The organism is Lewinella sp., from assembly GCF_050633125.1.
Lineage (GTDB): Bacteria > Bacteroidota > Bacteroidia > Chitinophagales > Saprospiraceae > Lewinella.
In genome coordinates, this window is the sequence record NZ_JBOEFX010000050.1 from 18,965 (window position 1) to 32,533 (window position 13,569).

The following is a 13,569-nucleotide window of genomic DNA, read 5'->3' on the forward strand; positions in this document are numbered from 1 at the left end:
TCAATGCTCTTGCCCCAAAGTCTCAAAATACAACCGATAGTTTTCCTCGTCAAAGCAGATAAAGTAGACCGTCTCTACAAACGCTAGCGTAGCGTTTCTTACCGCATCAATAGCAATGGCCGCCGCCGCGGCTTTAGGATAGCGATAAACGCCGGTGCTGATATTAGGAAAAGCGATAGACTTGAGCTTATTATCCTCTGCTAGCTTGAGGCTGTTGAGGTAGCAATTCTTTAGTTTTTGTTTTTCATTTGATTGCCCCTCATTCCAGTGTGGCCCCACGGTATGGATGACGAATTTTGCGGGGAGTTCTCCAGCAGTGGTGATCACAGCCTCTCCTACATCACAGCCACCTTGTCGATTTCTGATTTGGATGCACTCGTCTAAGATAGCCTTGCCTCCGGCGCGGTGGATAGCGCCATCTACACCGCCACCGCCAAGCAGAGATGTATTTGCAGCATTGACAATGGCGTCTACTTCCAGTTTGGTAATATCGCCTTTAAGGAGTTTTATTTGCATCATTTTTGAATTACTCTATTTCTTTGGTCTTCACCAAGAAGCGATCTACCGCTACGGTGAAATCAGCAGCAGTGGTGTTGAAAAGAGTGGTTTCTTGCCATTTAGTGGTATTAGGGGTAACCCGAATCATCTTTTCTTGGTTCCCCAGCAAGATTGGCATATTGAACCCCTCCGCATCAGCAGCCCACCGGTAGTTTACTTGCAGTTTTTTGCCCTGCTGCGCTAGCTTATATTCCAAAACAGGCGGCTGCGGATAATGGAGGTATTGCTGAAAGAAGGACTGCCAGTCTTCTCCGGTCGCCTCGTTGACGTAATCAATAAAATCTTGCGTACTCACGAGGCTGAGGCTATGTTTTTGGTAGAATCCCTTGAAGATGGCCCACCATTTTTCGTCATCACCAATAGCATTACGGAGGGTGTGCAGTACCCAGGCACCTTTGAAATAATGGTCACTACCGCCCCAGTCTTCCCAGTTCACACCTGCGGGGCCAATGATGGGTTCCTGGTTGTAGATGTACAGTTTTTGCTTGACGAGATAGCGAATAGCATCTTCATAGCTCATCGTATATTCTACGTAAACCGCTTCCAGGTAGGTGGTAAAAGACTCTTGCACCCACATCTCTGCCAGGTCGGCTACACCAATACTATTGCCAAAATATTCGTGACCGGTTTCGTGTACAATAATGTAGTCCCAGTTCATATCTCTGGGGATCATGCCTCCCAGGTAGCCTCGCATGTATTGGTTGCCATAAGCAATGGCACTCTGATGTTCCATACCCAAGTAAGGCGTCTCTACTAAAGCAAAACCATCTTCCCAGAAAGGGTATTTGTCCAGGTACTTTTCGTAGCAGGCCAGCACCGAGTGTACTTGCTGAAAGTGTTCCTGTGCCCTGTCTTCGTTATAGTCGATCACATAATAATCCAAGGCCAATGTGTCGCCGTCTGCCGCGTAGTATTCGTCAGAAGAATGGGTGTAATGACCAATATTGAGGGTCACGTTGTAGTTGTCGATAGGGTAGGAGACGAACCAGTCGTAACGGGTATATTTATCATCTTCTTCTACTTCGCGCAGATTACCATTGGCTACTGCCATGAGGTCACTAGGCACCGTAAGGCTGATGAGCATGCTGTCTGGTTCGTCCGAAAGGTGATCCTTGTTGGGCCACCAAAGGCTGGCGCCGTCACCTTCACAAGCGACCGCAATCCAATCGCGGCCACGCTTATCTTCCGACCATACAAAACCACCATCCCAGGGAGCATTGCTAGCAATAGTGGGTTTGCCGTAATAGTGGACAGTAAAACTTCCCGTACTCCCTGCTTGCTGCACCGTTGGAAAATCTACAAAAACAGCATTGTATTCCCGAGTAAAAGAGAGTTCTTGCTTGCCGAGTAAAATACGATCAATGGTCATATTCTCGAACAAGTCGATTTGCAAACGCTGGAAATCTGTCACTGCTGTAAACGCGATTTCTACTTCGCCGCGAATCATTTTTTTGCGAGTATCCACTTTGAGTTGCAGGCCGTAGTAGTGAACATCGTAGCAAGTTCGTTCGGGCCGTAGACTACCCCGTAGCGTGTCAGCTTTGGTGAAAGTGTGGTGCTGATAAAAGTCGGTAGACTGGCCCAGAAGGCCAAGGCTTGCCAAGAGCAGAAAGAATAGAATAAACAATGGTCGCATTTCAATAGAATTTTACACTTGCAAAGATAAGAACGTTTACGAACGTAGAGGCCTTGCATTGCAACGTCTGCAAACCACACAAGAGCACTACAATGCGTTTATATGCCATTTTAATTAAAGTACACGTTAAGTTTGTATTTTTTTATTTAGAAACAAATCCGTATGTTTGTTGCGGATTCAATCCCAATCAGAGGTAATTAGCCCCAATTTCGGGGAGTTCAGAGGAATAAGTTTGGAAATTGCTGGGCACTTGGTTCTCCAAGTGTATAAATGAACTATGGCTACTGCCAAGGTTTTGGGAGTGGTCGACGGCGTTCGAGGCCTGGGTGGGAAGACCCGCCAGGGTCTGCTGATAACTGTGCCTCTGGCTCAAAATCATCCAAAATCACCTCCTTGTTTATATCATTTGAGGGCTCCTTAAAGGCATAATAAATCACCATTGTAAGGAGAACCGTATTCACTATCACTGTATAATAAAAGGCATAGCCTTCCAGCTCGTCAAGCCTGAATAGTAAATAGTACTTCTGGCCATAGAGGTCGTCCAATATTGGTAAAAATCGCTGACTATAGCGTTGATCAGCTGGTATTATTGTTTGAGTTCCCTCCAACAACAGCATGGGGGCTATCAATAAAAGATAATTTAGTAAGCGGTGAATTTTATACCACCGTTTTTGCCGTCGGTGAGTTGCCAATCTTTTAGATAAATAGATGACAAATAGAAGATAACCACCAATGGTTACCAAGATGATGGGAAGGCTGAATTCCACTGAGGTAGCTGCCTGTAAAACACCTTTTAAAAAGGGCAATATCTCGGTGTCATACTCAATTCCCTTACCAAATATTTTTACCCTTCCTCCTGCTACAAAAGGAATGACTACAGCACAAGCAGCCGCCAAGAAACAATCAAATTTTGGGTTCATTTTTTTTAAACGACTGGAGCAGAAGTTGAGTATTGTTAGCAATTAGAATGAGTGCTGGAAAGAGATTCTTATATGTCATGGCTCAATAACATAAAACTAACTATTCCGGATGGGAACGCTACTTTGTGAGGAAACCTTTTTAAGGGATTTTGGGGTCCGTGCCATCGTTCCTCGGCACCGGGCTATCCCTCGTACTTGCGCCCTCCGGGCCCCGCCCTCACCTATACGGCTCGGGCTTTGTTGGGATAGGCAGATGTTTTACTACAGCACCTCTGCGGTGATTTTTCTTGGTATTCTCTTCTTTCATCCCCGGTCATTTGTACCTTTGCGGCTGAATATTCCTATTTACCTTCATTCTAATTTAAAAACATGGCTCTACTACAGGATAAAGTTGCCCTCATCACCGGCGGATCACGTGGCATTGGCGCCAGCATTGTTAGTCGTTTTGCCCAAGCGGGCGCCCAGGTAGCCTTTACCTATCATTCTTCTAAAGAAAAAGCAGATGCATTGGCACAAGCTGTTTCAGCAGAGCACGGCGTTACCGTTAAGGCATACCAGTCGGATGCGGCTTCTTTTTCTGCTGCCGAAGAATTGGCTAAGCAGGTGCTGGAGGATTTTGGTACGATCGATGTACTGGTCAATAATGCTGGTATCACTCGTGACAACCTCATCTTGCGAATGAACGAAGAGCAGTGGGATCAGGTAATGGACAATAACCTCAAGTCGGTCTTTAACCTTACCAAGCAGGTGGTCCGCCCGATGATGAAAAGTCGTGCTGGCTCTATCATCAACGTATCCTCGATTGTAGGGATTACCGGCAACGCTGGACAATCAAACTATGCCGCTTCTAAAGCAGGTATCATTGGTTTCTCCAAATCTATTGCCAAAGAGTTGGGGTCGCGTAATGTGCGTTGTAATGTCATCGCTCCCGGTTTCATCGCCACGGATATGACCGATGAACTGGATGAGAAAACCCGTGATGCTTACTTGTCAAACATCCCACTACGCCGCTTTGGTGAAGGAACAGAGATAGCAGACGCCTGTGTATTCCTGGCTTCAGATATGAGCTCCTATATTTCGGGCCAAGTCCTGAGTGTTTGTGGCGCCTTGAACTGCTAAATAGGCTGTTATAAACGACATCTTTTTAAAATCACATAAGGCATTTTAGGGAAATCTCTAAAATGCCTTATGTCGTTCAAAATAGGTCTTGTTTTTAAAAACTAGAGCTCTGAGTGATTTGATGTTTCTAGGAACCACCTAACCAACAACAATCAACCAGCAACCTACACTTACGCTTTATTATTCACTACCTTTTTTAGGAAAATCCGCCCGCGCTCACGTTTGGAATCAAATATTTCTAACCGTATTTCTTGCCAGTAGCCATTTAGCGAGCTACCGTTGATAGAGCGATTCCACATTAGTTGGTATTTGCGTAAAAAGGGAGGAACGTAGTTGTCACCATTACGGTTAACGTATTCTACTTCGTCAATGTATACCGAGAGGTCGTCATAAAGGCGACCCGAGAGATTCATCTCAATAATGCGGGTTTCGCTAAGGTAAACGTAAGACCTGCCGGTCACTGTCTTTCCTTGCCGTTCCAGGTAAACCTGCACAGGATACCCCTTGGTGGATTGTATTCCTCCAACGGTAATGGTTCCTTCCCAAAGTCCTTCAAATTGGAGTTGAGCTGCCAACGATAGCGAAAATAATAGGCAACTGCCAAGTACAAGAGAACGCAACATGATCTTGGTGTTTTTTGTGGCTTGCGAAGATAAGGGTTTTTGAGAAAAGGTGTTGGGTTAGCCACTAGAGGGTGCCGCTGACCTAGTAAGTCTGGTAATTAAGCAAGTGAAATCAATGAAAGGGAGGCAAAAATACCGCAGCGCATTCTGAATGCTCCGCCAATAATTTACCCCACAGCCAATGGCAACTGGAACCAAAATTCAGCACCATTTTGCTCACGGTTGCGTACATGAATAGTAGCTTGATGAATTTCAAGAATCTTTTTCACAATGGCTAATCCCAGGCCACTGCCAGTAGCTTTTTTCGTTTCCAGTTGACGGTAACGTTCAAAAATATGAGCTTGTTGGGCTTCTGGAATACCGGGGCCAGTATCTGCCACCATGATACGAACTCCTTCTGGGGTATTGTTCAGTTGAATACTCACTTCACCTCCGGCTGGAGTATGCCGAAGGGCATTGTCTAGCAGGTTTTGTAGTACGCGCTCTACCAAGCCAATGTCTGCAAACACCATCGGTAAATCATGTGGTGCGTTCCAGCCAAGGGCAATGTTCTTTTCCTGGGCGAGTACCTGGTATTTAAATATGATATCCTGGCAAAGTTCCTGGATAGGGAAGGGTTCTTTTTGTGGGACAATTTGCTGCGCTTCCAATTTTGAATATTCAAACAGTTGAGCAATCAGTCGGGAGAGTTTTTCGGAACTGGCCATCACCGTTTCCAGGTATTGCTTTCTTTCCTCTGAGGTGATTTTCCCCTCCTTCATCTGTAGTGTTTCTATATAGCCCTGTATTATCGCCAGTGGCGTTCGCAAATCGTGAGAAACATTAGCAATAAGCTCCTGCCGTAGCCTGTCTACAGATTTTAGTTGCTCAATGCTTTCCGTTACCTTTTCGGCCATCTCATTAAAAGTATCGCCCAAAATAGCGAGGCTACCCTGGTCTCGCTTGGAAATACGAGCCTCGTAGTCGCCTTCTTGAAACCGCTTTAAGACACTGATTATTCGTCGTAAGTTGCGTGTAAGCCACCAAAAGGCCAGTAAACCAATGAGTAATGCTGCCACCAGAATAAGATAAAATAAACGACCACCGAGACACAGAATATAGTGCATACTCAAAGTGCTGGTGATACTGTTCCTTGCTTCACCCGCCAGTATAACGTAAGCGTAGCCACGGAGTTGCTCGTTCTCGTAAATGGGGGCGGCAGAAAAAATATTGGCAGTACCAGGTTGTTTGGGGTCATCACCAAGAATGAGGTGGGGAGTCTTACTGGTTAGGAAAGTTGTGATAGGCTCCATATCAACCCTATCCAGTTTTACCTTGCTATAAGGGACGACGTAATCAATAATCTCACCTTCGGTATCCAGGAGGTAAACCTCCAAGCTGGGGTTGATGACCATCATAGAATGCATGATGTCATGGGTGGCAGAGGTGTCTGGCTGGCCGTCCTTTAACGGTTGGGTTTCTTTGACAATATGTTTTGCTACATCACCGTATAGCTGTTGATTGATTTCCTGTACGTAAGTACGTGCTGCGATGGAGGTGACAAAGATGTACCCGGCCCCCAGCCCAAGCAGCAATAGGAGAAGGGTGAAGGCAATATTCCAGTAAAGAGAAAAATGATCGTTGGCCTTTTTGTTCATGTTTTACAATTCTTCATTGAAGCGATAACCTATGCCCCAGGTGGTAAGGATGTAGCGGGGTTGATCAGCCTGAGGCTCAATCTTTCGCCGCAGGCGATTGATATGGGAATTGACGGTATGCTCAAACCCATTAAAATCATAACCCCATACCAAGGTAAGTAACCGCTGGCGGTCATAACTTTTACCAGGATGTGCAGCCATCAGCGCCAGTAATTCAAACTCTTTAGGCGAAAGCTCTACTCTTTTTTGCTGAATGGTCACTTTACGTTTTTCCAGATCAATGACCAAGTCGCCAAAATTGAGGATACTTGGTGGTTCCTTTTGTTGCTTCTGCTGGGCCAAGTTGCTACGTCGGAAAATGGCTTTCACTCTGGCAATAAGCTCCCGGACACTGAATGGTTTAGTCAAGTAGTCATCTGCCCCGGTTTCTAATCCCAGTACCTTATCGATCTCTTCCGATTTCGCGGTAAGCATTAAAATGGGAGTATTGATCTGCTGCATTCGCAAACGCCGGCACACTTCTAGTCCATCAACATGAGGCAACATTAGGTCTAGTATGATCAAGTCAAAGGTACTCCCTTCTGCGGCAGCAAGGCCTCGGAGGCCATCACTCGCTCGAACCAGGCTACAGCCTAAGTCGTTCAGATGAATCTCTATAAGATCAACAATGTGGGGATCATCTTCAATGATCAAAACCCTTTTCATAAGCTCTTTTTTGTAATCATCGGCAAATTCGCCAATAAGTATCACAAAATCATCACGAAGAGCAGATTAAACGGGTTGATGCTCCTGATATTCCTGTTGGATGTAAACCTGAAGGTCTTCAAGCGTGTCGAATTGTTGGAATAATTGCTGTAGGCTATCAGCCTTTGCAGGCGCTGCTGCACTGGGAAGTACAAATTGTTGAACATCGGCGAGGGTCACGCTGTCATTGCTCAAGATCAATAAACGCTCAACAACATTGCGCAGCTCCCGAATATTACCGGTCCAGTTGAGTTCTTGTAACTGAGCGATAACTTTGTCTTCCCACTTTTTGGGTACAACGCCGTATTCTTTGCAAATCTGCCGGTTGAAATGGTCAATGAGCAAAGGAATATCATCACGGCGGTCATTTAAAGCAGGAACTTCAATGAGGATAACAGAAAGCCGATGGTAGAGATCTTCCCGAAAACGACCTGCAGCAATTTCTACCCTCAAATCCTTATTGGTCGCTGCGAGCACCCGTACATCTACATTGAGGTCTTTGGTTCCTCCAACACGGGTGATCTGGTTTTCCTGAAGGGCTCGTAGCACCTTGGCCTGAGCACTCAAGCTCATGTCTCCTATCTCGTCTAGAAAAAGAGTGCCTTTGTCGGCCTGTTCAAATTTTCCTGACTTTTGCTGGGCAGCACCGGTAAAAGAGCCTTTTTCGTGGCCAAATAGTTCACTTTCGATTAACTCTGTGGGAATAGCAGCGCAGTTGACCTCAATAAGAGCCTTTTTGGCTCTGCTGCTCTGCTTGTGAACTTGGCGAGCAACCAGCTCTTTACCCGTTCCATTGGGACCTGTAATGAGTATGCGGGCTTCGGTAGGCGCCACTTTCTCAATGGTCGCCAATATTTTGGTTAAGCCTTCCGACTTACCAATCATCTTGGGAGCTTCTTTGCGGTTTACTTTCTTTTGTAGGGCCTTTTTTTCACCTATCAAAGTAGATTTGTCCAAGGCGTTACGCAGTGTGATCAGCAGCCGGTTGAGGTCTAGTGGCTTGCTGATAAAATCAAATGCTCCTTTCCTGACCGATTCTACTGCGGTATCAATATCAGCATGCCCCGAAATCATAATAACCGGTGTTTCCGGAGATAGAATGCCAATACGGTCGAGGGCGTCCATGCCATCCATCTGCGGCATCTTTATGTCTAAAACAATGACATCAAATTTGCCTTGTTTTAACTTCACAAGGCATTCAGTACCGTTGGTGGCTTCAACAACGTCGTATTTTTCAAATTCCAGAATGTCACGAAGGGCTCTCCGGATAGCGGCTTCATCGTCTACTACTAATACGCGTGGCATATCAAAAATCGATTGGGGGTGAAGGAATGACTTTATAATTTTTCTTTATACGAAGAAGGTGGTTGAATGTTTCACGGCGCTAAGCTAACTATGAGGTAAGCTGGCTCTGTCTTTATTTCAACACATAGACACAGAGGTTTTTAATAGCTGCTCCTAATCTTCGAACTAAAACTCTGTGTCTATGTGATAAGCCCTGTTTATCCTCATTTTAACACATATACACAGAGGAAATGAATTACTTGACGACTCTTTCCAAGATACGTTCACTAAACCGATCCAGAAGTATTTGCACTTCAGGCTTCATTGCAGGAGTTCTGCCCAACCAGGAATGGAGATCACCTCCATAATACATGGCCAGGTATTCAGCCGAAAGGCGAAAAGGAGTAAAAAAATGAGGAACGGACTCCGGGTCACTACCCACAGCAACAGTCCAGAGATATTTACCTGTAAGAGCAGGGAGCAATTCTTCGCGGTAACGCATAAGGTCCGAGAATCGATCAAGGAAGGTCTTCATTTGTGCACTCATGGTGTACCAATAGATTGGTGTGACCAGTACCCAGTGATCGGCTTCAATAGTTTGATCAATAATATCCTTGAAATCGTCGGTAGCAGGATAATTGTCTTCGTAGGAGAAGGGAGCAATCTCGTGGGCGCTTAGATTTACAGCTGTAGCTGAAAGTTGGCCACTTAGGTAATTCGCAATGGTACTGGTGTTGCCGTGCGAACGAGAGCTGGCGTGGAAGACAACGATGGAAGACATAAAAAAGGCACTTTAAATTAGAGGTGTGGGACAAAATTAGCGTGTAGGTTGTTTTGTTCCCACACCTCCTTTGGGCTAGCCTTCCAGCAGTGCTGGATTCATTCCCATATTAGAGAACCCTCCATCATGGAAGAGGTTCTGCATCGTAACATAGCGACTCAAGTCACTAAATAACTGTATACAATAGTCAGCACATGACTCGGCGGGCGCATTGCCCAGTGGAGACATTTTGTCAGCGTAGTTGAAAAACTCTCCAAAACCTTTTACGCCCTGCCCGGCAGTCGTCATGGTTGGAGATTGGCTGATGGTATTCACACGCACCTTGTTGCGGGTACCGAAGTGATAACCGAAACTACGTGCAAAACTTTCCAAAAGCGCTTTGCTTTCCGCCATTTCGCTGTAATCAGGGAAGGTTCGCTGTGCTGCAATGTAGGTTAGGGCCAAAACGGAGCCCCAGTCGTTCATCGCATCCTTTTGCCAGAGTACCTGCATCATTTTATGGAAAGAGATGGCAGAAACATCAAAGGTCTTCATCATCCAGTCGTGCTTCAGGTCAGTATACTCACGACCTTTACGAACGTTCACAGACATGCCAATAGAGTGAAGGACAAAGTCGAGCTTGCCACCCAAGTGTTCCTGACTTTTGGTGACGAGGTTCTCCAAGTCTTCCATACTAGTTGCATCGGCAGGAATGATTTCAGCATTGAGTTTCTCCGCCAATTCATTGATTTTGCCAAAACGCATAGCGACAGGGGCATTGGTAAGGACAATTTGTGCTCCTTCTTCTACACAACGCTCTGCGACTTTCCAGGCGATAGATTGCTCATCGAGCGCTCCGGAAATGATACCACGCTTGCCGGCTAACAGATTATTTGCCATAGGTTACCCAATTTTGAGTTGAGAATTTAGCTAAGAGCTTTTAAAAGGATTGTATCTGGAGGGAATCCAGATTTTCTTATTAGCTCTAAAATTCAAAATATTTTATCTAAGAATCTGATTTCTTGTCTGGCAAAGATAATTAATCTTAGGACTTGTATCTTGTTGCCATGAACCGACTATCCTTTCTTTTACGATCAGCAGGACTTTTTTTTTCGCTCCTGCTAATAAGCCAAATCCTTATGGGGCAAGAAGTATTACGCGAGCCATTGAGTACGGGTTGGACTATCAAATCTACCGACTTTTCGACGGCGGAGGAGCTTTCAACGCCAGTGCCAGGCACTGTGCAGGAGGTGCTGAGCCGGTCGGGGTTGCTGCCTGACCCTTATTATGGTACCAATGAAACAGAGGTACAGTGGGTAGGAGAACGCAATTGGGAGTACAATCTTATTTTTACGCCAGAAGCGTTTGATCCCCAGCGGGTATACCGACTAAACTTCAGAGGGTTGGATACTTACGCAAAAGTTTACCTAAACGATAGCTTGATTCTCACAGCGGACAATATGTTTCGTTCCTGGCAGGTGCCCGTTACGTCTTTGTTGAAAGCAGGAACCAACCACTTGCGGGTAGCTTTTACGGCACCATTGGAAGCACTAGCAGAAACTATTCAAAACCTTTCTTATGCACTCAATAAAACTTCTGTCAATGATACTGGCGACCCTCGGATGGCTAATTTTGCCCGCAAGGCGCAGTTTCAATTTGGCTGGGATTGGGGCCTTCGTCTGGTTACACAAGGGATTTGGCGACCTGTTTATCTCGAAAGTTGGGAGCATGCCCGACTAGAAGAGGTTCAGTATTTTCAGGAAGAGGTAGAAACAGCCCGGGCGCGAATGGGCATTCGTGCTGCCATTGATCGCCGCAGCCCGGGCGCTTATGAGCTGCGATTGCGCGACCTGAACACCGGTCGTCTTTTAGCCAAACGCGGGTTGACGAAGACCGAGCAAGAGGTCTACTTCAACTTCCATATTGATCAGCCTCGCTTGTGGTGGCCTAATGGTCATGGCGAAGCTCACCGTTACCACCTAAGTTTGGAGCTATGGAAAGATGGTGAGAAACTGGATGAACAGGAAAAGAAAATTGGTATCCGCACTGTTGAGTTGGTTCAACGCCCTGATAGCTACGGTACCAGCTTTTATTTTAAAATCAATGGCAGGCCCATTTTTACAAAAGGAGCCAGCTATATTCCACAGGATGCGATACTGACACGGATTACTGCACAGCAGAAGACGGATTTACTCGTGCAGGCACAAAATGCCCATTTTAACCTTATCCGCGTTTGGGGCGGAGGTATTTATGAAGACGAACATTTTTATGACCAGTGTGATTCGCTTGGGTTAATGGTGTGGCAAGATTTTATGTTTGCCTGTGCAGCATATCCGGCAGACCCTTCGTTTTTGGCCAACGTAGAAGCCGAGGTCAGGGAAAACGTTCGCCGTTTGCGCAATCATCCCTGTATCATCACCTGGTGTGGTAACAATGAAGTAGATTTAGCGATGCGCAACTGGGGCTGGCAAAAAAAATACGATATCAAAGGGGAGGATGAACAGGATATGTATCGCAATTACACCAAAATATTCCAGGAACTGATCCCAGAGGTATTAGCAAAGGAAGACCCCGAACGACCTTATTCGCATACAACTCCCTTGAGTTCTTCTTATAAAATAGCGGAACGCGGGCACAATACCTTGCATTATTGGGGCGTATGGCACGGACCAGATGACTTTACGGGCTACGAAACCAAAGTTGGGCGCTATATGAACGAGTATGGCTTTCAGTCGTTTCCTGATATGGAAACTATCGCTAGCTTCGCGGATAGTAGCCAGTGGTCACTAGATAGTCCGGTGATGGCACACCACCAGAAGAGCTACATCGGCAATGGCCTGATAGGGAAGTTTACAGAACAATACGGCGAGCCTGCTTCTGATTTTCCGGCATTTGTAGAACAATCACAACAGGTGCAATATGAAGGTATACGTCGGGCGATACTGGCACACCGCCTGCGTTATGGCTACTGCATGGGTACAACCTTCTGGCAATTGAACGATTGCTGGCCAGCGCCTTCCTGGTCTGCGATTGACTATTATGGCCGACCGAAAGTCTTATTCGATGAGCTACCCAACCTTTATGCCCCCATTGTGGCAGCAGCAGTGGGAGATGAAAAAGCCCCACAGTTGGCTGTGATTTCAGATTACCCGGGCGGTACAGAAGTTAGTTTACGTTGGGCAAAACGTAAAGTAGGAAGTACGACAGTATTGGAAAGTGGCGAAAAGAAAGTACTGGTACTACGTGCTGGAACTCAACTGATGATACCACCAGCAGGAATGGTTCCTGGAAAGAAAGAAGAAACCGAAATTCAGTTGTTTGTTGGGGACGAAAGAATGTCTGTTTTCAAATGGTCAGGCCGACAATTGCCTATCCGTCTGCCAGAGGAAGAAGACTGGCAAAAATTTCCTGAATTACTTAAGGGATAGGAAAATAAACATGAGTCACCCCTAAAGAGGATTAAAAAAAAAATTGATGTCTAGGGAAGCATGATGCTTCCATTGCAAAACAATTGCCGAGAATAGCAATAGCCTAACCTCCAGTAACTCCTCGTAGGGCTTTCATTTGAGTCTCCCAGAGTTGTTTTTGGTCCTCTACTTCATCGTCATCACAATAATCAGTGATTACGAGGATTGTTTCTCCTGTTACCGGAGAGCGAGCCATGTTGAATTCCAGGTACTCTCTTTCATCATCGGCATCCTCCCAATGGAAACGAAGTAGTTCGTTCTCGAGGTCTTCAATAAGTTCAGCTTCTTCTTCTGTACCGTTCCATTCGAATGTATACATACGTCCATTTATATGGACCTGGTCACAAAACCAACGGATCAGGCAGTCAGGGGTGCTAAGAAACTGATATAAAATGGCCGGAGATGCGCGAAAGATAAATTCTTTCGAAAATTTTACTCTCTCCATAGTTAAGGCATGGTTTAGTGAGAAAAGTTTTCTCACAAATAATTAATGCGAATCTGTGAATCGATTCGGCACAATAAAAGAGAAAGCGGCCATTTTTCCAAATCTTTACCGGCATTAAGTGGAAAAATTCGACATAGAGGTACTTACACAACTATTCTATTAATCAGTTTGTTACTAAAAAGCAAACAATAATATCGGCTAGAAGCTTGACAATTAGCTGTTTTGCACGTATTTTTGCGTTTGGATTTCATAAAAATATTATTTTCTATAATTTATATGACGGTTACTCAAATATTCCAAATCTCTTCCTGCATGATGGGGATAAGTGAAGTTGCCATAGTCAAATAAGTGAATCCGAGCGTAAATCCGGCTTGTA

General features: G+C 45.4%; 12 protein-coding genes. 2 read left to right on the forward strand and 10 right to left on the reverse strand.

Annotated elements, in window-relative coordinates; all coding sequences use genetic code 11:
• The 3 genes from ACRBG0_RS11685 to ACRBG0_RS11695 all read right to left on the reverse strand — a co-directional run bounded on the left by ACRBG0_RS11685 (position 1) and on the right by ACRBG0_RS11695 (position 3,114).
• Positions 1-516 carry an O-acetyl-ADP-ribose deacetylase gene (locus ACRBG0_RS11685; RefSeq protein WP_431487143.1) on the reverse strand — a complete coding sequence of 172 codons (516 nt, stop codon included), beginning with the start codon at positions 514-516 and terminating at the stop codon, positions 1-3.
• A gap of 10 nt (positions 517-526) precedes the next feature.
• Positions 527-2,194, reverse strand: coding sequence for a M1 family metallopeptidase (locus ACRBG0_RS11690; protein ID WP_431487068.1), 1,668 nt, complete (start codon positions 2,192-2,194; stop codon positions 527-529).
• Between the two features lie 281 nt (positions 2,195-2,475).
• Entirely contained in the window at positions 2,476-3,114 is a 639-nt protein-coding gene (locus tag ACRBG0_RS11695; protein WP_431487069.1) for a hypothetical protein, read from the reverse strand.
• Between the two features lie 369 nt (positions 3,115-3,483).
• Here ACRBG0_RS11695 and fabG point away from each other — a divergent pair, with 369 nt between their 5' ends.
• Positions 3,484-4,233, forward strand: coding sequence for a 3-oxoacyl-[acyl-carrier-protein] reductase (fabG, locus tag ACRBG0_RS11700; RefSeq protein WP_431487070.1), 750 nt, complete (start codon positions 3,484-3,486; stop codon positions 4,231-4,233).
• Positions 4,234-4,403: 170 nt separating this feature from the next.
• Here fabG and ACRBG0_RS11705 read toward each other — a convergent pair whose 3' ends face one another.
• From ACRBG0_RS11705 to ACRBG0_RS11730, 6 genes are all read right to left on the reverse strand, one after another.
• Positions 4,404-4,856, reverse strand: coding sequence for a hypothetical protein (locus ACRBG0_RS11705; RefSeq protein ID WP_431487071.1), 453 nt, complete (start codon positions 4,854-4,856; stop codon positions 4,404-4,406).
• Positions 4,857-5,023: 167 nt separating this feature from the next.
• A complete protein-coding gene (locus ACRBG0_RS11710) occupies positions 5,024-6,493 on the reverse strand; it encodes a sensor histidine kinase (protein WP_431487072.1) in 1,470 nt (489 codons plus the stop codon).
• Positions 6,494-6,496: 3 nt separating this feature from the next.
• Complete coding sequence (locus ACRBG0_RS11715; protein ID WP_431487073.1) at positions 6,497-7,198, reverse strand: response regulator transcription factor; 702 nt, start codon at positions 7,196-7,198, stop codon at positions 6,497-6,499.
• Positions 7,199-7,264: 66 nt separating this feature from the next.
• A complete protein-coding gene (locus tag ACRBG0_RS11720) occupies positions 7,265-8,542 on the reverse strand; it encodes a sigma-54-dependent transcriptional regulator (RefSeq protein WP_431487074.1) in 1,278 nt (425 codons plus the stop codon).
• A gap of 235 nt (positions 8,543-8,777) precedes the next feature.
• Positions 8,778-9,302 (reverse strand): flavodoxin family protein, encoded by a 525-nt coding sequence (locus ACRBG0_RS11725; RefSeq protein WP_431487075.1) that lies wholly within the window; start codon positions 9,300-9,302, stop codon positions 8,778-8,780.
• 75 nt (positions 9,303-9,377) lie between these two features.
• The gene (locus ACRBG0_RS11730; RefSeq protein ID WP_431487076.1) at positions 9,378-10,181 is read right to left on the reverse strand and encodes an enoyl-ACP reductase FabI; all 804 of its coding nucleotides are present in this window, start codon (positions 10,179-10,181) and stop codon (positions 9,378-9,380) included.
• Positions 10,182-10,420: 239 nt separating this feature from the next.
• Here ACRBG0_RS11730 and ACRBG0_RS11735 point away from each other — a divergent pair, with 239 nt between their 5' ends.
• Positions 10,421-12,709 carry a glycoside hydrolase family 2 protein gene (locus ACRBG0_RS11735; RefSeq protein WP_431487077.1) on the forward strand — a complete coding sequence of 763 codons (2,289 nt, stop codon included), beginning with the start codon at positions 10,421-10,423 and terminating at the stop codon, positions 12,707-12,709.
• A 103-nt stretch (positions 12,710-12,812) separates the two neighbouring features.
• Here ACRBG0_RS11735 and ACRBG0_RS11740 read toward each other — a convergent pair whose 3' ends face one another.
• Complete coding sequence (locus ACRBG0_RS11740) at positions 12,813-13,193, reverse strand: START-like domain-containing protein (protein ID WP_431487078.1); 381 nt, start codon at positions 13,191-13,193, stop codon at positions 12,813-12,815.
• Between the last annotated feature and the right edge of the window lie 376 nt (positions 13,194-13,569).